This window comes from Xenorhabdus anantnagensis (genome assembly GCF_028598555.1).
Lineage (GTDB): Bacteria > Pseudomonadota > Gammaproteobacteria > Enterobacterales > Enterobacteriaceae > Xenorhabdus > Xenorhabdus anantnagensis.
On record NZ_JAQRFN010000012.1, the window covers coordinates 65,333 to 88,469 of the forward strand.

Consider the following 23,137-nt stretch of genomic DNA (forward strand, 5'->3'; position numbering starts at 1 on the left):
CTAGTTATTAATCCACTGTATAAAAAAGAGAGAAATTTATGAGCGTAGCGCCTGTAGTCGATGTACTGCAAGGCCGTGTTCCGGTTGACAGCGAAGTCACCGTTCGCGGTTGGGTACGTACAAGGAGAGATTCTAAAGCTGGTATCTCATTCCTCGCCGTCTATGACGGTTCCTGCTTTAATCCATTACAGGCCGTCGTTAATAATAATTTACCTAATTATCAGGATGAAGTATTAAATTTAACCACGGGTTGCTCTGTAGAAGTCACGGGGACTGTGGTGGAATCACAGGGTAAAGGCCAGTCTTTTGAACTACAAGCCACTAAAGTCGTTGTCGTTGGTATGGTTGATGATCCTGATACCTACCCAATGGCGGCCAAACGCCACAGTATTGAATACCTGCGTGAAGTGGCCCATCTTCGCCCACGCACCAATTTGATTGGCGCAGTTGCGCGTGTTCGCCATACACTGGCTCAGGCTCTGCATCGTTTCTTCCATGAAAAAGGCTTCTTCTGGGTATCATCACCTCTGATCACCGCATCAGATACAGAAGGCGCTGGCGAAATGTTCCGTGTTTCCACTTTGGATATGCAAAACTTACCGCGCACAGATAAAGGCGAAGTGGATTTCAGCCAAGACTTCTTCGGTCGTGAAGCCTTCCTGACGGTATCTGGTCAGTTGAACGGTGAAGCGTATGCATGTGCATTAAGCAAAGTTTACACCTTCGGGCCAACTTTCCGTGCAGAGAACTCCAATACCAGCCGCCATTTGGCAGAGTTCTGGATGGTTGAACCAGAAGTGGCTTTTGCCGATCTGAATGATATCGCTAAACTCTCCGAAGACATGCTGAAATATGTTTTCAAAGCGGCATTGGAAGAGCGTGCCGATGATTTGGCTTTCTTTGCAGAGCGTGTTGATAGCGAAGTTGTCACTCGTCTGGAAAAATTTGTCGATTCTGATTTCATCCAATTGGATTACACCGATGCGATAGAAATTCTGGAAAATTGCGACCAGAAATTTGAAAACCCAGTTTTCTGGGGTGTTGATTTGGCATCAGAGCATGAGCGCTATCTGGCAGAAAAACATTTCAATGCGCCAGTGATCATGAAGAACTATCCAAAAGACATCAAATCCTTCTATATGCGCATGAACGAAGATGGTAAAACCGTCGCAGCGATGGATGTTCTGGCTCCGGGCATTGGTGAAATCATCGGTGGTTCCCAACGTGAAGAGCGTCTGGATATGCTGGACAAGCGTATGGAAGAAATGGGCCTGAATAAAGAAGATTACTGGTGGTATCGTGATCTGCGTCGTTACGGCACCGTTCCTCATTCCGGTTTCGGTTTAGGCTTCGAACGTTTGGTTGCTTATGTGACCGGCGTATCCAACGTTCGTGACGTTATTCCATTCCCACGGACACCAAGAAATGCAAGTTTCTAATGAATCAGCTCAATAAATGATCTGAAATCAATCCTTCGAAAAGCCAGTGAAAACTGGCTTTTTTCATTTTATGATAAAAAGCACACAAAAAAAGTTCCCTAACATTTACATTTTGAAATATCTATTTTCAATTTGTTACTGATTTTGTGCTTTTGTAGCATTTTGAGGGTAGATAAAATTCATTACCAATGGAACACTGGTCGCCGACTAATAAGACACTCGATACCCACAAATAGTTCCAAAAATTTTTAGTGTTCTATTTCTGGCAGTGGCAGGTGTCTAGATAACACCAATGAGGGTAATAATAATGAAGCGCAATATTCTTGCAGTGGTAATCCCAGCTCTGCTGGCTGCTGGTACAGCAAACGCAGCTGAAATCTTTAACAAAGACGGCAACAAACTGGATCTGTACGGTAAAGTAGACGTTCGTCATCAGATCGCAGACAAAAGAAGCAGCGAAGATGGCGATGCTTCTTACGCTCGTATCGGCATCAAAGGCGAAACTCAGATCTCTGACCAACTGACTGGTTTTGGTCGTTGGGAATACAACATTAAAGCTAGAGGTGCAGAAGCTGAAGGCGCTGATACTGCTACTCGTCTGGCTTTCGCTGGTTTGAAATTCGCTAACTACGGTTCACTGGATTACGGTCGTAACTACGGCGTAAACTACGACGTTAACGCATGGACTGACGTACTGCCAATCTTTGGTGGTGACTCCATGGCTAAAACTGATAACTACATGACTGGTCGTTCTACTGGTCTGTTAACTTACCGTAACACTGACTTCTTCGGTCTGGTTGATGGCCTGAGCTTTGCCCTGCAATACCAAGGTCAAAACAGCGAGCGCACCAAAAATAGTCGTTCTGGAGCTACAGCAAACGGTGATGGCTATGGTTTGTCCACCACTTATATCGTAGGTTACGGTATCACTGTGGGTGGTTCTTACGCTAACTCTACTCGTGCAAACGATGACTGGGATGGTACTGATGCTCACGGTAAGCGTGCTGAAGCATGGAACATCGGTGCTAAATACGACGCGAACAATGTCTACTTGGCAGCTATGTACGGCGAAACCCGTAACATGACTCCAGGTAAAGGTGGTCATGAACACAACCGTGGCTCAGTAGAGAGCTTTGACGGTATCGCTAATAAAACTCAAAACATTGAACTGACTGCACAATATCTTTTCTCTGACTTAGGCCTGAAACCATCTCTGGCTTACGTTCAATCCAAAGGTAAGGATCTGGAACGTAATGACGGTGCCAAAGGTTTCAACGCAGATCTGGTTAAATATGTTTCTGTAGGTACTTACTACTACTTTAACAAAAACCTGTCTACCTATGTTGATTACAAAATCAACCTGTTGGACAAAAACGAAGGCGGCGATACAAACGCTCGCAACGTATTCGGTGTTGGTCTGACTTATCAGTTCTAATCACTGCTGATAAACGGTTTAGCGAAAAGTTAAACACATTTATCTCAGAAAAAGCAGCGCTTCGGCGCTGCTTTTTACGTTTTACCTCCCTGTTTTTTCAGGCTCTTTTTCTTACTCCGTAAACTACTTCACAAGATTTTATTCTTTTTGCTACAAGTGGTTGGCAAATGGATTCCTTAAGGTTACCCTGAGCGGCGTACAACTTATTTTGGGCTTAACTCTCCGAGTCTTGGAATCAAAAAAATGTTTGAGAAAATCACAACAGCGCCTGCCGATCCTATTCTTGGTTTAGCGGATAGCTTTAAAGCCGATCCCCGTGAAAATAAAATCAACTTAGGTATCGGAGTTTACAAAGACGAAACCGGTAAAACCCCAGTCCTGACCACCGTTAAAAAAGCAGAGAAATTTCTGCTGGAAAACGAAACCACCAAAAATTATCTGGCAATTAGCGGATTACCTGAATTTGGCCGTGTCACTCAAGAGCTGCTCTTCGGCGAAACCAATCCTATCGTAACTGATAAACGCGCCCGTACTGTACAAAGCCCAGGTGGAACCGGCGCATTGCGTATTGCCGCTGACTTTATTGCTAAACAAACCAATGCAAAGCGCGTCTGGATCAGCAATCCAACATGGCCAAACCATAAAGGTGTTTTCTCCAGCGCTGGCTTAGAGATCTGCGAATACAACTATTATGATGCAGAAAATCATGCCCTGAATTTCGATGGTATGTTGGCAAGCCTATCTGAAGCACAAGCTGGTGATGTGGTTCTGCTGCACGGTTGCTGCCATAATCCAACCGGTATCGATCCAACCGCTGAACAGTGGCAGAAACTGGCAGATTTATCTGCTGCAAATGGCTGGCTGCCAGTGTTCGACTTTGCTTACCAAGGTTTTGCCAAAGGATTGGATGAAGACGCAGAAGGTCTGCGTATCTTTACCAGAAACCACAATGAACTGATTGTTGCCAGTTCTTATTCCAAAAACTTTGGCCTGTACAATGAACGTGTTGGTGCTTGTACCATCGTTGCAGCAGACAGCGATACCGCAGAAAAAGCATTCAGCCAAGCGAAGTCTATTGTTCGTACCAACTACTCCAATCCGCCAGCACACGGTGCTTCCGTTGTTACGACAATTCTGTCCAACAACGATCTGAAAGCGGAATGGATTCAAGAACTAGCAACAATGCGTGAACGTATTCAACGTATGCGCCAACTGTTTGTGAACACTTTACAAGAAAAAGGTGCGAAACAAGATTTCAGCTTTATTATCGCTCAAAATGGCATGTTCTCATTCAGCGGTTTGACTAAAGAACAAGTTGAGCGTCTGCGTGAAGAGTTTGGTGTTTATGCGGTCAGCTCTGGTCGCATCAACGTAGCGGGCTTAACACTGGAGAACATGGTTCCTCTGTGTGAAGCTATTGTTGCAGTGCTTTAATATCAAGTGCTTTAATATCAAGTACTCTAATCTCATTTGAGTATCTGATATCTTTTCCCAAAAGCCGCTGATCAGGCGGCTTTTACCTTCTTTACATACTATTCTTTGCGCTGCCCTTCACAACAAGAAAAATGTTTCCAATCAATCTTGCAAGAATGGATTGGTTTTTCGTTCGTGTCCCAATGTTGACATGGCTCCATGACCGGGAATGAATTGATATTCATCCCCCAAAGGTAATATTTTTTCCTTAATGGATTGAATCAGCTCATCATAACTCCCGCCAGGAAAATCAGTACGACCAATGCTACCCTTAAACAGCACATCTCCCATTGAGATTAATTTATCGGTGTGATTAGCAAGGACGATATGCCCAGGTGTATGCCCCGGACAATGCAAAACGGATAACTCAATATGACCAATTTGCAATGTATCTCCCTCATCTAACCAACGATCAGGCGTAAAAGAGGGGCATGGTTCAACACCAAACATTTGGCATTGAATTTCCAGACCTTCTATCCAAAAAGCATCTCCCTTATGCGGCCCGTAAACAGGGACATCAAAATGCTTCGCAACGTCAACGGTAGCACCAACATGATCATAGTGACCATGTGTCAGCAAAATTTGGGTTAGTTTCAGCTCACGGCGCTCTATTTCGGCAATAAGTTGTTCGGCGTTACCACCGGGATCTACAATCGCTGCTTCCTGAGTTTCTTCACACCAAATCAATGTACAATTTTGCATTGCCATCGTGACGGGGATAATGTGGTATTTCATTATATTGTTTAACTCCACAGTCAAGACTCACTATTGGTAATAAGATTAGTTGACTAATAAGATTACCACGTCCTGACCGGGCCTGTATCAATATGAATAAAATGACTCTTTGGATAAAAACCTACGCCCCCTGCCTTCATTTTTAGTGCAGCCTTACGAATATGTGTGAGCTGAACACCATCAATATGAAAATCCATCGCTTGCCCACGGGTATGGTAACTGTGTTTTGCCACCCCGCCACTGGCGTGGCGTAACATGTTATTTGTCATCAGTGAACGATAACCTGAAACTAATTGAACAGGCTTATTTATTTCCATCATCATTTGCAATAAATAGATTTGATCAAACAATTTCGGATCAATAGTTTTAACCTTATTTTGACGAAAATCGCGAAATAAGTAATTCAGGCGAGCTAATTCTGATTTATCATACCGATGACCATCAAAGAATTCAGCTTTGAGTGTTTCTCCGGTATGCAGGTTATCAAAACGTAAAATTCTAGGACGTGGCGTTGTCAATGCAGCTAAAGCGGATCGAGGTAATAAACTTAATCCCAATGCAGCCACACTTACGCCGAGCCACTTTCGGCGATCGTGATCAATGTTATTCATGGATAATATGCCCTGCTACTCTCTGATATCTTAATAAATTTAAAAACTCATTAATACGTTAGCTTAACCGACTAATAAGACATCAGCAAATAAAAATTAGTTTAAACTTTTTTGTATATTACTGTAAATTTATCAGTCCATTATTGTGACCAATCTAACATAATGCAAATCATATTAAATATAGATTAAATTTTAGTGATGTTATGTCATTAACCGATATCTTGCATATAAATTAAAAAAGACTATCAAAAGAAAAAATAATTTATTAAGAGATTAATATAGTAAAAAATACTAAAAAAACCAGCAATACACAATAACAGTGAAGAAAATATTATTTTCTTCACTGTTTATAATATAGATATCTATCTCAAATTTACGCCTTTAAACATTGTTGGTAACAGAAAGATTATAAGATATTCTTCGCCACCAAGATCTTAGATAGCAGCTCTGAATGTTGCCTTGCATTTATATCATAATCATAGATATCCGCTCGGTATTGTGGTTTCCCTTCCTCATCAACCCAAGCTGTTTGGTAATAGAGGAATACAGGAATTTTTTTGGGAATATTTACATACTTTGTTGACCATGTTTTCAATGAATTACTAACTTTAGTCTTATCCCAACCCGCATCGCCTAATAACATATTAGCCAATTCAGATGCTTTATTTACACGTACACAACCAGAACTAACAGCTCTCATTTCCCGACTGAAAGAAGCTTGATTAGGTGTATCATGTAAATAAATTGCTTCTGAATTTGGCATATTAAATTTGAAACGCCCCAACGAATTAGTTGGGCCAGGAGCTTGCTTTATACGATAAGGGAAACTGCCCGGTGTTACTACATTCCAGTCAATCAATGCAGGATCGATAACTTTGGCATCATTGCTCCAACTGGAAAAAACCGTATAACCACGCGTACGAAAATAACTTGGATCACGCATCGCTCTTGGTGCAATATCTTTTTGAGTCATGCTAGTCGGCACATTCCAAGGAGGGTTGATTACCACATTATTCAATTTACTATTCATGATGGGTGTTTTTCGGCTGGAGCGTCCAACAACAACTTTAGAACTTAATACTTCTTTACCATCTAAATAATAGAAAAGCGAGTAATCAGGTATATTAACAAAAATGCCGGTAGACATATCTCCGGGGATAATCCGTAGCCGTTGGATATTTAATGCCATAATGCGAGCACGGGTTTGTGGTGACATATTTAACCATGTTTTAGTGGATTTACCGATAACTCCATCGGCTGACAACCCATGTAAGGCTTGGAAGCGTTTTACAGCCGCTATTAATTCTTTACCATAAATCTGACTATCAGATTTAGCAACAGATACATCCAACATATCTGAACGAGCCAATATTTTCCTTAATGCAATAACACTTTCACTGCTTTGCCCTGGTCTTAAAGTTCCTTTAAACGAAAATTCAGTCCATGGATTCTTATCAGCCAGTTGAGCCAGCATTTCCTTATGCATATTTTTATACATAGGATGATTAGGTAATAAGCTTGTAATATAAGATAGGGTATTACTATCATTGATATATTTTTGCCATGTATCGATTAAATAGGAGGGAGGTAATTCAATTTTATAGAGAGATTTACTATATAACCATGAACTTCCCTTCTTATTAACATTATTTATAAAATGGAGATAACCTAACATGGCATCAGATAAAATAATATCACGCCCCATATCACTTAACTCGGGAGAATGGAGTTGTATCAGCCATTTTTCAAATTGAGGCTGAAAACCAGCTAGTGATACTTCAACCAGTTGATCTTCAAACTGTTTTGTGGATTTTTTATCTGACCATAATGGTTTCATCTTATTATCAGCATATAAAGCTGCCAAACGGTCAAGGAATATCGGTTTTACTTGTTGTGGCAACCAAGTTTGCAACTGTTTTCGATTTTCATCAATAGAACTCATTGGAGAAATAGGAATAGTCTTATCTGATGGAACAATAGCATCTTCTTTTTTTTGCTCTATTGGTAATAGTTGCATCCCACTTGATGACAATCCATTTTGTTGATTAGCAAAGGCTCCCTCTGATACGGCCAATGCGCTACAGATAAAAAAAATTTTCAGTAATCTGACTGTATTCTTCGCCATAATAACTCACCTCACCTTATTATGTATGCAGTTATCCAATGACTTATTCTAATTATTAGCAGACCTATTTTATCAGAAAAGAATGGTAGTAATTATATATATAATTGTCCATTAAGATAGAGAACCGCAAAATATACCCATGGTATCGAACAAAAAAAATTTTTCACTATAATGAATTAACTTACTCTTATCTTAAAAAATAAAAAGGCACCTAGAGTGCCCTTATCCAGTGTTAATTCTTTAGATTTTTCAGATTAATACTCAGATTTAATGACTACTTCTTCTCCAAATCGACCCGCTTTAGGTAAAGGCTGGTAAGAAGAATTTGACGCTCTCAAAATACGGATGCCACGAATATTTAGCTCACGTGCCGCAGCAATATCAGCATCTGCATCACCATAGTAGATCTTCAATTTATGATTTTTCATCCAGCTAATTTTATCATTTTTATTGGGTTCATCCCCTGCAAAAATAATATTATGCATTTTATTAGCTGGAATACGTAAACCTTCTTGTACATACTTAGTGACAGTTTCTGTTTTAGTTGCTGTACGCCCTGTAATAAAATAAATATCATCACCCCGTTTCAAATGCATCTGAACTAATTCAATACCGATTTTTTTCGGCATACTGAATTTGTCCCATCCATTATTCATTTTTTCCCAGAATTCAGTTTTCTTCAGATAGCTTTCATCATTGGGTGAATATTCCGATTTTCCCCGATAAAACCCCGGACTGGAAAACATGACGGTATCATCAATATCAAACCCAACAGCCATTGGAGGTTGTCCTTTCAAACTTTTTTCAATCTGCTCCACCGAAACCCAATGAATGGCCTGACGCTGAGCTAAATCTGCTACTGTTACCCCTTGACTAACTTGCTCAGGCATAAACACTTTTGCCTGTGTCACACCGTTTAGGCCAAAAGCGAGCGCAATCGTACTGAATGCCAGAATTACTTTACGCATCGTTATTCCTTTCTCTTATACAGATCATAACTGGACGGGATAATAAACATTATTATCAGATTAAAATGAGATGTACTGCACAATTGCTAAAGGTTATTTTTGGAAAAATGGATATTTATCTTTTTATCATAAGGACAGCTAAGATAGTTAATCATTTCATATTATTAGTTAATATAATGAATTAACTCTAATTCCTTTCTCTTTAAATAATAAATATAACTGGATAATTCAGATGAAAACAATGTATTAGGAATTATTATCAAACCAGTATTCTTTAGATAATTTGAATCCAATATCGCATTGTTAATAACTGAATAACCGATATCAAAGCAAACAAAATCTATAATATGACTAACATCAGGGAATACCAATATTTGAGTGTTAATTCTTTTCTCTTTTCTATATTTCAATAATTCATCAAAAAATGGATGTTTTGTTATTCCAGAATGAAGTATCATTTTCTCATTACAAACCAAATCAACTAATGAATTATTTTTATCCAGTAATTTTTTTGAAACAATAAATACTTCAGATTCACGAACATCTATTTTACAAGAAATCCGTTCCAATTTATCCTCCACTGGAGGATGAGTGGAAATAAAAAGATCGAGTTCTCCTGAAAGCAATTTACTACGATGTTCATCGAAATGGTACATTTCACTAAGAAGATCAACTTGACCATTTTCAATTATTTTACTTATCAATTTGTTAAATGATTTATTGTAACTGTCTGTTCCTACTTTGATCTCTTTTTTTGTTAATGCCGTTGGAAAACTGGATTTAATACTTTCGACATCATCACGTATTGGTAATAAATATTTATATAAACTTATTCCTTCCTCTGTCAGAGTCACTCCAGCATTAGAGCGATTAAATAGTTTAAATCCCAGTGAATCCTCTATATCAGCAATACTTTTACAGAGTGCGGGAGGACTTATGTGAATATTTTTAGATGCATTTTTAAAAGATCCGCATTCCGCAACACTTAAAAAATGATTTATTTTTTTTGATAAAATCATAGCCCCACCAATAAAAAACAAAAATTTAACAAATGAAATATAAGGTTATATAATCCATATTTAGGTGTCAAGAATATGCTTTAATACAAAATCTACATTTTGATAAAATCAGCCCATTTCAATTTACCTAAAACCAATAAAAATTAGTTGTCGGTTTAACTTTTAATTAATCCTGCAAAATAAAATTCGAATTGATTTTAATCATAATAGACCTCATTTTTAATCAAAATAAATTTTTATTTTCACTTGAATGAAAATGTTAACTTACTAAACTATTCGTGTGCATCAGATTAATAATGTTATATTTCTATTTTTATAATAACTATAGCTAATAAATTTCAAGTTAAACGTAGCAGAAAAGTGAATAATACTCAGCCAAATAGATAATAACAAGAAAGATGTAATGACACTCTAAAAAAGCAGAGACTAGAAATATTAAAAGATATATTAAAGGAGAATGTTTTGACTAAAACTATTGATGCCATTAATAACCACAAATCAAACAATATTCCTGTTCATGTAGAATGTCATACAGAATGGGGAAAATTACGGCATGTTATTGTTGGTCGTGCAGATAATGCATGTATTCCCCCTCCCGAACCCGCATTTATGGCCCGTATTCCAGAAAATTCAGATATGCGTGGTCGTTATGGACCAAGAAGTCAGGAATCAATTGATGCGGCAAATGTACAACTAGATGGGTTATCTTCGATACTGACTTCACGTGGAATTCGTGTTGATCGTCCGACTCCATTAAATTTTAACGCTTCTGTACAAACTCCTGATTTCACCCAAGGCACTATGTTCGGTTGTCAACCACCAAGAGATGTACTGATTACTGTTGACCGCGAGATTCTAGAAGCAACAATGAGTTTCAGATCTCGCTTCTTCGAGTATTTATGTTACCGACCTTTGATTTCTGCTTATATGAAAGAAGATACAACTATGCGGCATGAATCAGCCCCTCGCCCTCGGTTATCAGATGCCAGTTACCGACATGGTTATTTATCTGAAGAAATCAGCATGGAAACGCGACAAGAGTGGGTAACGAAAAAAGAGTTTGTCACGACAGAAGAAGAACCGATTTTTGAGGCTGCTGATATTGTTCGATGTGGGAGAGATCTTTTCGTGCAGCATGGTTTTACGACAAACATGAAAGGCATTGACTGGTTACAGCGCCATTTTCCTGATTATCGCATTCGTCCTATCAATTTTCCTGGTGATCCTTTCCCAAGCCATATTGACTGTACACTATTACCTTTACGTCCTGGCTTAGTTTTAAATAATCCTACCAGACCCTTATTGCCTGAATTCAGACAACTATTTATCCGTAATGACTGGCAAATTATTGAAGCGGCATCGCCCGCACATCATCAATCACCGCCATTATGTTATTCAAGTGTATGGCTCTCAATGAATATCCTGTCACTTGATGAAAAAACAGTTTGTGTGGAAGAAAGTGAAATTCATCAAATAGAACAGTTGGATAAATTGGGATTTGAAGTCATTCCTGTGCCTTTCCGGGATGCCTATCCTTTTGGGGGCGGTTTGCACTGTGCTACGACGGATATTTGGCGAGAAGGAAGCCTTGATGATTATTTTCCTAAAGAAAGTTGATCATGATTAACGCGTAACGTTTTTACATACTGCTTTTATATAATCAGCATATATACCCAATGGATTTCAAGATGCATCGCGGCAGCAAAGGAACGAATCCGGGAGCATAGATAACTCTATGTTCATAACAACGGTGACCGGGGTGAGTGAGTGCAGCCAACAAAGAGGCAACTTGAAAGACGAAAGGTATAAAAACAATAAGTCTTATCTAACCATTGAAAAACCATGCCTTAAAAATTGGAAATATTTTAATGAATAATAGCGAACTCGCCACACCTTTTTTAAAATATTCACCCGATACCTTTCCCTACAGGGATACTCAGTATTGTCTCAAAAAAATGCCTACAGATTTTCTCGTTGAGGAAGTTCCTAGATTCTATAAGCCTTCAATAGAAAAACAGATTTGGCATTTTCAATTACGTAAAGAGGGGATGACAACCTCTGAAGCCATTACCAATATTGCCAATATATTGGAAATACCACAAAACCATATTGGGTATGCTGGATTAAAAGATGAAGATGGTGTAACAAGTCAGAGAATATCTATTCAATCTTTATCACAAGAGTTAGATATCAGTGCCATCAATGCCCATTTGGATATGACATCAGGGAAATGGCTCTCATTGCACGAACTTGGCTGTTTTGAAGAAAAAATAAAGATTGGTCAGCTAGTAGGTAATAGTTTTCGCATTGTAATTCGTAATTTAGATAAAGCCATTGCCCATACTTTGGCACAACAGTCATCACATAATCATGCTTTTATTAATTATTATGATACACAAAGGTTCGGCGTACCTGGAGGACCTTCTACAACCCATCTTATTGGGCAGGCTATTTACCATAATGAATGGAAAAAAGCCTTATTATTAATATGCCAATCGGAGTCGCCAGAAGCATTGGCAGCCCAAAAATGGCAAGGAAAACCCATACATTTTTTCCATCAATTAGATCCCAGGAGGCTTTCTTTTTATTATGCCTCTTACGGCTCTTATCAGTGGAACCATCTCGTAGCACAAGAATTCCAGCGACATCATGAAGGATTAAAAGTGGTGCGCTCATCAATACCCTATATTTTACCCAAGACTTATTCTGATGTAATGGAATTTGCCGCAGCAATGCCTTGGCATCCATTTGCTCGCTTCGAAATTACCGATGGAAAAAAAGCAGAAAAACAGAGTTTGCGGCCAACCATTGTACATACCTATATAAAAGTTATTGATCTGAGTGAAGATCACGAATTTCCTGATCGTTCCAGTTTGACAATAGAGTTTTTTCTTCCATCTGGATGCTACGCGACGATGGCAGTCTGTCAATTTATCTATTTATCAAATGCTCATTTCACTACTTAATTCAGGAGATTTGTGCATGCGTATATTATTATTAATTCCTCCCTATATTCCTTCTTATTTTAATGCAGGCCATCACCTGCCTTTATTTCAAGTTGCGACATATATCAGGGAAAGAAATCCATCATGGCAAGTCACTGCACTGGACGGTGGCGCATTAAATCTAACTTGGCATGACTTAGCCAAAGAATTAGCAAAAGGCTATGATTTTGTGGGTTTATTTAACGATTTTGATGCAGTGGATAATTTTAACCGTACTACGCTGTATTGCCGGGAAATATTACCGCAAGTGAAAATGTTTACTTTCGGGCGGCTTTCAAAGCAGATCCCTGATTGGTTTAAACAATTTGATTTTGAAGGTATTGTTTTCAGCGGTGATTACGAAAGCAGTGTTGAATCTTTTCTATTGAATTATCGTTCTGATACGACAAATATTCCTGGTCTCATTGTGAAAACATCCCATGGTTATTTGCAAGGAGATATCGGCCATATGCTAAGTCCAGAGGAGTGGATACTGCCTGATACATTGGAGATTCCTTACGCGGCTTATGACCGAATGTATAAAAATGATTTGAATAAATTTTGTGGTATTCCCGATCGACGTGAACTGGTTATTCCTGTCGCACGTGGATGTCCAGTTGGTTGCGAGTTTTGTGATGTACCACCAATGCAGGGAAAAAGCGAACGGCGACTTTCCGTTGAAAGAGTCATTGAATATATCACAGAGCAACAACGTATCCAGCCATTTGATTATGTCTCTTTTTATGCTCCTACATTTACCCTGAATCGTCGATGGGTAAAAGAATTTTGTCATAAATTCATCGAATTAAAACTCCCCATTCAATGGAAATGCGTGACTACAATTTATCATTTGAATAAGGAATTAATTGAATTGATGGCACAAGCAGGCTGTATCAGAATCAGTCTGGGTGTAGAAACCATTTCTGTCTCTCCAGACCTGAAATTGCCAAAAATAAAGCTAAACACTGAGGCCAAAGTTGAAGAACTACTGGCAATCGCCAAACATAATGAAATAGAGATCAATGCATTTATTATTCTTGGATTGCCAGGAGATACCATGACAGCGTCAATCAAGACGATTGACTGGTTGATTGCTGAAGGAGCCAGAGTCCGGCCAACCGTCTATACCCCTTACAACAAATTGCATGAAAACTCCTCAATAGCAGAAGTTGGCAAATATAATCGCCAGCTTTTTCACGAAACACCTCAATCTCTAGAGGAACGGCAACAAGGTTACTCATTATTATTTGCCAATGAGAAAGATCGCCCAACTGAAGTGATGAAAAAAATCACGCAACAAATGAGACATGAGGAAAAACGCACATCAGGAGACTGCATATGAATATACGATGGCATTCCCCTGATTTCAAAAGAAAAAAAGAACCCTTTGAATGGTTCTGTTCAGATCATTTTCTATCTCCAAACATTTTTAAGCGCTTGCAGGCAGAATTTCCACATACTGGTTACTGCAAATCTCACCGCGAAGAAGGGGATGGAAAATACTACAGTACGTGGGATCTATTAGCTATTGATAATGGCATTCCTGTGCGGGAAACATGGAATAATCTGACCTCAGCTTGGAAAACCATGTTGAAAGTCATTCTAAGTGACGATTATCGCGACTATTTTTCAACCCTGATGGAGCGTGATCTCTCACAAACCCGCTTACATGTGCGTTTTACCATTTACCATGAAAATTGCTGGTTGGCTCCCCACTGCGATCGTCCAGATAAAATCCTGACCCAAACTCTCTATTTTCCAACCGGTGTTATAGAAGGCGGGGAATTACTCATTCTCGGTTCCTCTGATCCTGATGATGTCAAAGAAACGGTTGTGCCTTGCCCAAATCGTTCGGTGCTCCTCCTGCCCTCACCCAATTCTTGGCACAGTGTGCGTGAGGTGGCATCTGGTTCGCAACATGCACGGCGTGCACTTCTCCTGCATTACGTAAGCCCTGATCATGTTTCAGATAATGAGGATAATAAAACTCATGTTTAATTTATTACTGCCCCACGCATTGACAGACATTCCCTATCACTGGGGTAGCGTATCACCCTTTATTCGCGCTGATATTGCCAAAAACCTGATGGAAACATTTCCTACTGACGGTTTTATAGTTGCGGAAAAAACGGTAGAAGAAACCAATGATAAAAAAACCTACAGTTTGGAAACATTGCGAATTGAAAAAGATACTCCCCTCTCTCCTGTATGGCGTGAATTCGTCGAATACTTGAAAAGCGATCAATATCGAAAGAGGATGGAAAAATTGATTGGGCAAGATCTCAGTTCAACTATTTTGAATTTAACATTATGGCGATATCGCTCTGCCCAATGGTTAGGCCCACATACTGATAAAACCGAAAAAATCGTAACTCAAATCTTTAATTTTAACCACAATTGGTCACAAGATTGGGGAGGATGCCTGCGTATTTTACGCTCTGATGATTCTCAAGATGTTTACCGTGAAATTCCGCCAGAACTAAACACCGCTGTGATTCTACAACGCTCAGATCAATCATGGCATATGGTAACGCCAATTACTGATTCTGCACCCGAAGCGACTTATAGACGTGTATTGACTGCTGCTTTTGTTTCGAGATCAGGGCCGGAGAAATAACATGCGAAAAATTGACGTTATAGGTGGCAATGCATTATCAGGCAGCGTAAAAGTCTCAGGGTTTAAACATGCTTTCCCACCTCTGTTTAGCTTGGCATTGTCATCAAGCGGACCTTCCCTGATCAAAAATGTTCCTGATATTGCAGATATCAGAATATTGGGGAAAATAGGCCAATTACTGGGTGCCAATATATTGCATGAACCCGAAAAACGTACCATGTATATTGATCCCCGTGGCTTAAACAACACCAGCATACCGGAGGATTTTAGTACCTTGATTCATGGTGCGTGGTATCTTGCACCTGGCTTACTAGCGCGTTCAGGTCATGTTGTATTAGGTGAAACAGGTGGCTGTAAGATTGGTGTAGGGCAAGGCGGGGAACGACCTATTGAACAATTATGCTCCGTTTTGCAAAAATTCGGTGCCAAAGTAGAAACAACAGGAAATATTATTCAAGCCACTGCGCCAGGTTTTTCCTCTACCAAAATCGACATGGCTCACTTTGCCGACGTTGAAGAAGGAACAGGCAAACTAACTGGCCCACTTTATTCTGGTGCAACAAAAGCCGCCTTATTATGTGCTGCAAGAGCTGAAGGCACCAGTGAAATTATTAATCCTTATTCTAAACCAGATGTTGTGGCATTAGTGGAAGCCATCAAATATCAGCAAGTTGACATAAATTGGGAAAAAGATCGAATCATAGTTGTAGGAAAACCTGACGCCGATGGTTTTCAAACCACTCTTGGACCTGACCTGATCGAAGTTATGACTTACTTGACTCTTTCCGCTTACTGCAACGTTCCAATTTCCATCACGGGTATCTCACGAAATCATATTGAAGCCGGGCTTTCAGCCGAAATCGCTTGCTTGGAGAAATTGGGTTATCAGCTCCAATGGGAAGACAATGATCTCACCATTACCCATTTATTCCCAGCTTCTCGATTAGATATTCAAGTCACCTCTCACGGAATATTTAGTGACAATCAACCCTTTATGGCTCTCTTGCTAATGGCATCTCAATTGGGTGGCAGTATAACAGAGCAAGTTTGGGTCAAACGTTTCCAATATATTGAGGAGTTGGAAAAGATGGGAGCCAAAGTTATACATCGTGCAAGAGCAGTAGAAATTATTCCCCAGGTTCCCAATAAAAATGGAATGGCAGTCAAAGCCACTGATTTACGAGGAGCCGCAGCCTTAATCATTGCTGCATTGAAAATATCGGGAAAAACGCAAATAGACGGTATTGACCACCTTGAACGTGGTTACCCCGACTTATTGGGACAGTTACGTGCATTAGGTGCCCAAATTTAAAATTCTAATCGGAGTATATAAATGGCGGGCGTAACACCAATTAATTATCCACTACCTCTGGCACCAGAATCACCTTCTCGCAAGAGAGAGTTTCTGTCCGATGGCATAAATCTACGCAGTGGTGAGTTACACCACAATGCATTAACAAAAATCATTCAGGATATTGATATTCCCCCACAAAAGCATCAGTTTTATCCTTATCCTCACGTGGAGCATGAACGTGCAGCGAAAACGTTAGGGATTACTTCATCTTCTATTTATTTCACGCCAGGATCAGACATCGCAATTAGTCTGATATTGCGTCTGATTGCCTGTACGACGAAAAGATTAATTATTCCTATACCTAATTATTTTGGCTGGATTGACCACGCCAACCTTAATAAAATCAACATACTACCAATTTATTTTAATGATCAACATTCTGAAAATTTCTGTATTAAAACATTATTGGAAACAATCCAAACAACCCCTCCATCCATTGTCGCAATTTCAAATCCTAATAGCCCAACAGGAATAGAATTTGATGACAATACGTTATTACAAATTTCTAATTTATGTATGGAGAATGGTCATTTACTGGTTATTGATGAATGTTTTATAGCATTTAGTAATATAAATCATTTGGCTCTTTTAGGTCAGCCTGAACATATTATTTACATCCGATCATTTTCTAAAGGCCATGGTTTAGCTGGTGCTCGTATTGCTGCCACAATAGCCTCTCCAAAAATTATCGATATTTTGTCCCAAGAAAGGACGGAATCCGCTATCGCAGGAAGTACATGGACAATACTCCACGGAATTTTAGCCAAAGAGGAGCACATTAATAAAATTTGCCAATCCATTATTCAAACAAGAAAGTATGTTATTAAAACCATCATGGCGTTGCGCCCAAGTTGGCAAATTCTTCCTTCAGGAGCTAATTTCATTAATATCAAAACTAATGGTGATAATCCCATTGAATTAGTAAAAATCGCAGCCTTAGGTGGATTTTATATTCGTGATATGAGCTCACAGGAAAGAATGAATGGATACATCAGAATTGGGATTGGAGAATTAGAATTAATGGTGAAACTCCTTAAACAAATTTTTCCTGCGGAATACGATTACAGTGAACGAATTTATAATGAATAAAATTTATAGTGAACAGTAATGAAAACACAGCTAAATAATATCAGCCAACTGAATATCTGCCCAATACATCATACTGATATCCTGAATGGACGAATGTTGAAAATCAGGCAGGCAACTACAGATATCAAACGGACAACTACAGATAATTGTGGAACACTCATTCGTTGTGGTATGCAACGAGGAAAAGAACAAACGGTGTTCAACATATTGTCAGAAATTTTACCCATAAATAGTTGGGTAGATTTACGCACTCCTGAAGAATATGAACCACAATTTAATGGTTATCATTTTCCTGCATCAACAAAATATTTAAATCGTCCTATACGATTTACACCACCAGAAAATAATCTTACTCATATTGTCACCGAATCTGATTATATCGATCTTTATTTCACCATGAGTCATGCAGCATGGACAATTGCTCAAGAAGTAGCAGAATTATTGCATACAGGAAATGTTGTGCTTCATTGCAGCTTGGGGAAAGATCGCACGGGGCTTGTGACAGCAGCCACTCTTCACCAGTTCCAATTTTCTGATATCAATATCGCCCATGATTTTGGGCTATCTGCCAGATTTCTCCGTCGTCAGTATCAATTGATCCAAGATAAAGCCAAAAGAAATGGTGTTCCCAACCATCTTCAAGCTCGTCGTTATGAACTATCGGAGAAAACAATTATTCCTGTGCTAAATGAATGGACAAACATAATCAAACGCGGCAGGAATAAGCATGATTGATAATATGCACCGTATTTTAGTGATTGGTTCTCCAGGTGCAGGAAAATCAACCTTTGCCAAAAAATTGAGTAAAATTTGCTCGATTCCCTTGTATCATCTTGATCAAGAATATTGGCAAGAAGGATGGACTGCACCTTCGACAGAAGAATGGCAGCAGAAACTATGGTCCTTAACGAATCAATCAGAATGGATTATTGATGGTAACTATGGCTCAAGTTTGTCACAACGTTTGGAAAAGGCAGATACCGTAATTCACCTGTATATGCCAACCTATATTTGTTTATTTCAAGCATTAAAACGCATATTAAAATGGTATAGAAAACAACGACCAGATATGGCCTCTGGTTGCTATGAAAAAATGGATCTAAATTTTTTACGACAAATTATAGAATATCGAAAACATCAATTTAAAAAAGATAAATTATTACTGGATGATTTCAATGGAGTTTATATTAAAATCACCTCACGTAAAGAAATGGAAGCATTATTAGAAAAATTACAAAAATAATTATTGAATCTAAATTTTAAATATTACCACTCATTAATTGAGTGACAGGAAAACAATCATGGCTTTAAACATTAGAGAACGCCTATTTTTACTGGCAATGGCAATTGGCAGTATGGGTGGAGGTATCTGGCGTCCTGTAGCAATTTTTTATTTAGTATTAGTTCAAGGATTAGATATCGTCGACGTTGGGCTATCAATGACGATAGGTGCCATGATTGCGTTACTTATCGCAGGTTTTCCTGCTGGCTTACTGGCTGATAAATTAGGGCCAGCTCATTCGACTTTGCTAGGCAGTCTACTACGATTTATTGCATTTCCTTGGATGTTGGTTGTTTCAACCCCTTGGCAGGTCGCCATCATTGTTATGTTTGTTTCAATCGGTGAGCGTATTTACTGGTGTGCCAATCCCGCCGCAATAAGGACTCTATTTCCTGTTAAAACTAGCCAGTTAAATGTTTTTGCCATTATAAACAGTTGCAGAAATATTGGGCTGGGTTGTGGAGCATTACTGTCCCTATTCTTTATTAATAAAGATGGAATATCCAATGTTATGGCTAACTTGATTGTTTGGGGTAATTCACTCGGTTATTTTATATCAGGAATAATTATTTTCATCATAACTAAAAACACTGCCAAACAATCTGCTAATGTGACGCTAAATCCGGTTCAAACAGATAAGGATAAAACTTCATCTTTCTCTATCCTTACGGATAAAAAATATCTTATTTTTGTTTTTTTGATTGGCATATTATTACTGGCGGGTAAAAGTATCGAACTGGTATTGCCTTACTACTTTCTTATTGAACGCGAATTGCCATCCTGGTTTGCTGCCTTTGTTTTTACAGGTCTCTGTTTTGGCATTCCTTGCTTTCAAAACATTGCGTTAAGATTAGGCAATAAATTTGGATGTCTGAAATCGTTAGCATGGTCTAGCTTTTTACAAACTATGGCTTATGGCATTATTTTCTTTCTTAATGGCGATCTTTTATTGCAATTTATCTTAATTTTTATCGTGACTTTATTGCTTAGTCTTTCTGAAGCTATTCTTGGTTCGCAAATGGGAGTCGCCATTTTAATGTTTTCCCTTTCCGGTTATGAAGGTCGCTATTCTGCTGTTCTTCAATTTGCTTTTGGTGGCTCTACCGTTATTGCCCCTTGGTTGTTTACCCAACTCCTCAGTTTTTCCAGCACCACTTTATGGGGAAGTATCATATTATACGTTACCTTAACTGGTATTGGATTTATTATTCTTAATCGATACCATGACAATAGAAATAATATGTTTTAAAACGATAAAATTGAGCTTGAGCTTGAAGAGAGTCTTCTCTTCAAGCCATACGTATACTCCAGCTTTAATATACCCAATACATTTCATCAATACATTTCATCAATACATTTCAAATTTCAGTTCAGTCCACAAAGCGACAATTTGCAAGATGGAGGAAATAGGTTATTGGTTTATATCACGGCAAACAAAACTCACATAATGGCGGTTAGAGACTTTACTAGCCAGTTCAGCCACAATATTGCCCAGTAATTTTTCCTGATCCAGAGGACGATAAATAAGTGCATCAACACCTTCAGAAGGAACACCTAGAGCAATCATCTGATCATTCGCTTCAATTTCTACTACTTTTTGTTGTTTTTTATCTCGATCTAATACGATGATATTTTGACCTGAATAATTGCGAATCATATCACGCCATATTATTTCAACCTGAGAAGGATCAAGATCCATAATAAGAGGGCAATTTTCCTGAACAGCACGATTAAATAAGTAGCAAGGAAATAGAGGGACAGCACGGTGTAATCCCAATCCAGACGCATGGCGAGGATTAATTTCTGTTGCGAAAAATTCATTGCCTGTCCAGATCCCATCAAGACTGAAAATCCCTCGATAGCCCGCCTCTTCTGCAAGTTTCTCTCCCGCCACTCGAGTGCAATCACGCATATTGTCAGCAAGTTTTCCCGGTTGCCAGCGATTTGATGAACCACAAAACAGAAGCTGATTAGTTGTTTTTTCAAAAACGGTCAATATTTCTATCGGATCAAAAACAGCAACGCCAGTTGGCAAAACCATGGCAAGAATACTACACGGAACTCCTTGTATAAATTCAGCCATACGAAATTTTCTGGTTTGATTACGGAATTTATCCAACACATCAGCAATTTCATCAGGCTCCCTAATCCACACCAAGCCATTTGATCCTGCATTAAATGACTTTGAATTATCAATTGCCAATATCACCCCTTTCCCTTTGTTAAGAAAGTGAAACGCCGCTACTGCATCATTAGGGTCAGGATCAATTATTTTGTAAGGAGGCGTATTAATTCCCCATCGACGAAGGCTATCATCAATATAAATCTTATCTTCAAATTTCGCCCATTCAGGTTTTTGCCAACCATAAGTGATTCTGTCAGCTAATTGAGAAAGTGGTAATCTCACTCCTCCCAAGAAAGTGATATTTTTTTCCGGATCAATTTTGTCCAACCAATGTTTAATACAAATAAACTGGTTTTCCAATATCACTTGTAAGGGTTTTTTATCAATATTAACGATATGCCAGCACAATACCCCTTCAGGGCGCCAAGATTCCTCTGATACGGATATTATCGCCTTTATTTTGGCACCACATATTTGCAATTCAAACATCAAGTTTTTCAACGTATCCAGATTATCTGAATAATCAATTAAAAAACCTATTTCACGATTTTGCCAATATTCTTTCAATCTCTTTGTTATTTCCGTAAACCATTTATCTAGTACCCTTTGTGTAGTCATGTAATCTCCATCCATAAAGCATGTGTTTTCCACCAAGTATTAATTTCAGTAATAACACTGGCTGGATCACAATCAACTGGCAGCAAGGCAAATGCTTTGGCTATGTGATCTGAAATTGAGTGAGGGGCCTGATAATACTGACCAATACGCGCCATAAGTTGATAATCAATAATGCCATAAATAGGACAATTTTCCGGCGCATAGCTAAACATGCCCGCTTTGGGAGGAAACCAAGCAAACCCCGCCATAGCCTGAGGGCAAATACTTTGATAAGTTTCTTGAGAACGCAGCCCTGCCTGACCAAGCAGTGTTTCTTTGTACAAATTCAAACCAAAAGCCATTTCATACACAGGTACATGCCCCGCTCCTCCCGGACGACACGCAATTTCACACAACACAAGACGATGTGTTTTTTCACAAAAGAAGGCTTCGGCATGAAATGCAGTAGTATCAGGTGTAGGAGGAAGGCTCATGATCACTTTTGACATGAGGGCAGATAATTGCATTGTCAGAGGATTATCCGGTAATAACATCCAACTCAGCAGGGCTGAATTTCCACTGACAGCAGAGAAATTAGCGGTTGTATGTGAAGGCCAGCAATGCAACATTTCACCATTTCTCATCAGGCCATCAATAGTAAAGAATTCCCCTTCAATCCACTCTTCAACTATGTAGCCTTGTTTTAATGACGCAAAATTGATGTTCTGTAACTGTGCTGCATCGTGAATGATCTGTACTCCTACTGATCCACCACCATCAACAGGCTTAATGACAATCGGAAACCCCCATTCATTGGCAAATTTCTCCACTGATTGCCTGTCAGTCACTTGCAACATTTTAGCAACTGGAATTCCATTCTTTCGCAGTAAGGATTTCATTACCCATTTGTTGCGATAAGCAAGCGCCGACATTTCATTTTGCCCAACTAAGCCTATCTTTTTTCGCACGTGTGCTGCCCGTAATACATCAATCTCTGTTACCGAAACAATTCGGTCAATATGTTTTTCTTTAACTAATTTAAGAATTAATTTATCAACCAAAGGTGAGTCATAATCATCAACAGCATAAATTTTTTTAAAATATTTCTGCACCCTATGAGGTGAATTTGTCGATGCTGTTAATAATTCTGATAATAATGCTTTAGGTGTTACAAGAAAAACCTCTATTTCAGTTTCAGCAAACCATAATGCAATTTTTTCCACAATAGGGCGACGATTGAGAACCAGTACTCTCATCATATTTTCCTGCCGTAATTTGATGACA

Annotated in this window: 20 protein-coding genes; 13 read left to right on the forward strand and 7 right to left on the reverse strand. The window is 38.9% G+C overall.

The annotated features are described in order from the left end of the window. The first annotated feature begins 38 nt into the window (after positions 1-38). From asnS to PSI14_RS11170, 3 genes are all read left to right on the forward strand, one after another. Entirely contained in the window at positions 39-1,439 is a 1,401-nt protein-coding gene (gene asnS / locus PSI14_RS11160) for an asparagine--tRNA ligase (protein WP_273575952.1), read from the forward strand. Positions 1,440-1,746: 307 nt separating this feature from the next. Then, positions 1,747-2,874 carry a porin gene (locus PSI14_RS11165; RefSeq protein WP_273575953.1) on the forward strand — a complete coding sequence of 376 codons (1,128 nt, stop codon included), beginning with the start codon at positions 1,747-1,749 and terminating at the stop codon, positions 2,872-2,874. Between the two features lie 243 nt (positions 2,875-3,117). Next, on the forward strand, positions 3,118-4,308 hold the full coding sequence (locus tag PSI14_RS11170; RefSeq protein WP_273575954.1) for an amino acid aminotransferase: 1,191 nt from the start codon (positions 3,118-3,120) through the stop codon (positions 4,306-4,308). A gap of 141 nt (positions 4,309-4,449) precedes the next feature. Here the strand turns inward: PSI14_RS11170 and PSI14_RS11175 are convergent, their stop codons facing one another. The 5 genes from PSI14_RS11175 to PSI14_RS11195 form a co-directional block, all read right to left on the reverse strand. After that, a complete protein-coding gene (locus PSI14_RS11175) occupies positions 4,450-5,082 on the reverse strand; it encodes an MBL fold metallo-hydrolase (RefSeq protein ID WP_273575955.1) in 633 nt (210 codons plus the stop codon). 62 nt (positions 5,083-5,144) lie between these two features. Continuing rightward, positions 5,145-5,693: a peptidoglycan L,D-endopeptidase MepK gene (gene mepK, locus PSI14_RS11180; RefSeq protein WP_273575956.1), complete on the reverse strand. Its 549-nt coding sequence runs from the start codon at positions 5,691-5,693 to the stop codon at positions 5,145-5,147. 406 nt (positions 5,694-6,099) lie between these two features. Next, a complete protein-coding gene (ldtD, locus tag PSI14_RS11185) occupies positions 6,100-7,818 on the reverse strand; it encodes a L,D-transpeptidase (protein WP_273575957.1) in 1,719 nt (572 codons plus the stop codon). 254 nt (positions 7,819-8,072) lie between these two features. Next, entirely contained in the window at positions 8,073-8,786 is a 714-nt protein-coding gene (gene aphA, locus PSI14_RS11190) for an acid phosphatase AphA (RefSeq protein WP_273575958.1), read from the reverse strand. 164 nt (positions 8,787-8,950) lie between these two features. After that, positions 8,951-9,805, reverse strand: a complete 855-nt coding sequence (locus tag PSI14_RS11195; RefSeq protein WP_273575959.1) for a LysR family transcriptional regulator — start codon at positions 9,803-9,805, stop codon at positions 8,951-8,953. Between the two features lie 462 nt (positions 9,806-10,267). On the opposite strand from PSI14_RS11195, the gene PSI14_RS11200 reads away from it, so the two are divergent. From PSI14_RS11200 to PSI14_RS11245, 10 genes are all read left to right on the forward strand, one after another. After that, complete coding sequence (locus PSI14_RS11200) at positions 10,268-11,422, forward strand: serine/threonine protein kinase (protein WP_273575960.1); 1,155 nt, start codon at positions 10,268-10,270, stop codon at positions 11,420-11,422. Positions 11,423-11,673: 251 nt separating this feature from the next. Continuing rightward, complete coding sequence (truD, locus tag PSI14_RS11205; protein ID WP_273575961.1) at positions 11,674-12,771, forward strand: tRNA pseudouridine(13) synthase TruD; 1,098 nt, start codon at positions 11,674-11,676, stop codon at positions 12,769-12,771. A 16-nt stretch (positions 12,772-12,787) separates the two neighbouring features. Further along, the gene (locus PSI14_RS11210) at positions 12,788-14,131 is read left to right on the forward strand and encodes a B12-binding domain-containing radical SAM protein (protein ID WP_273575962.1); all 1,344 of its coding nucleotides are present in this window, start codon (positions 12,788-12,790) and stop codon (positions 14,129-14,131) included. Further along, complete coding sequence (locus PSI14_RS11215; protein ID WP_273575963.1) at positions 14,128-14,787, forward strand: 2OG-Fe(II) oxygenase; 660 nt, start codon at positions 14,128-14,130, stop codon at positions 14,785-14,787. The genes PSI14_RS11210 and PSI14_RS11215 overlap by 4 nt, the downstream gene beginning before the upstream one ends. Further along, a complete protein-coding gene (locus PSI14_RS11220) occupies positions 14,780-15,406 on the forward strand; it encodes a 2OG-Fe(II) oxygenase family protein (RefSeq protein ID WP_273575964.1) in 627 nt (208 codons plus the stop codon). The genes PSI14_RS11215 and PSI14_RS11220 overlap by 8 nt, the downstream gene beginning before the upstream one ends. Before the next feature lies 1 nt (position 15,407). Further along, complete coding sequence (locus PSI14_RS11225) at positions 15,408-16,718, forward strand: carboxyvinyltransferase (RefSeq protein WP_273575965.1); 1,311 nt, start codon at positions 15,408-15,410, stop codon at positions 16,716-16,718. A gap of 21 nt (positions 16,719-16,739) precedes the next feature. Next, positions 16,740-17,849 (forward strand): aminotransferase class I/II-fold pyridoxal phosphate-dependent enzyme, encoded by a 1,110-nt coding sequence (locus tag PSI14_RS11230; protein ID WP_273575966.1) that lies wholly within the window; start codon positions 16,740-16,742, stop codon positions 17,847-17,849. A gap of 18 nt (positions 17,850-17,867) precedes the next feature. Next, the gene (locus PSI14_RS11235; protein ID WP_273575967.1) at positions 17,868-18,584 is read left to right on the forward strand and encodes a tyrosine-protein phosphatase; all 717 of its coding nucleotides are present in this window, start codon (positions 17,868-17,870) and stop codon (positions 18,582-18,584) included. Further along, entirely contained in the window at positions 18,577-19,092 is a 516-nt protein-coding gene (locus PSI14_RS11240) for a P-loop NTPase family protein (protein ID WP_273575968.1), read from the forward strand. The genes PSI14_RS11235 and PSI14_RS11240 overlap by 8 nt, the downstream gene beginning before the upstream one ends. Positions 19,093-19,150: 58 nt before the next feature. Further along, entirely contained in the window at positions 19,151-20,380 is a 1,230-nt protein-coding gene (locus PSI14_RS11245; protein ID WP_273575969.1) for an MFS transporter, read from the forward strand. 162 nt (positions 20,381-20,542) lie between these two features. Here PSI14_RS11245 and PSI14_RS11250 read toward each other — a convergent pair whose 3' ends face one another. Together PSI14_RS11250 and PSI14_RS11255 are read right to left on the reverse strand one after the other, a co-directional pair. After that, positions 20,543-21,874: a hypothetical protein gene (locus tag PSI14_RS11250; protein WP_273575970.1), complete on the reverse strand. Its 1,332-nt coding sequence runs from the start codon at positions 21,872-21,874 to the stop codon at positions 20,543-20,545. After that, positions 21,871-23,109 (reverse strand): ATP-grasp domain-containing protein, encoded by a 1,239-nt coding sequence (locus PSI14_RS11255; protein ID WP_273575971.1) that lies wholly within the window; start codon positions 23,107-23,109, stop codon positions 21,871-21,873. The genes PSI14_RS11250 and PSI14_RS11255 overlap by 4 nt, the downstream gene beginning before the upstream one ends. Positions 23,110-23,137 lie beyond the last annotated feature (28 nt).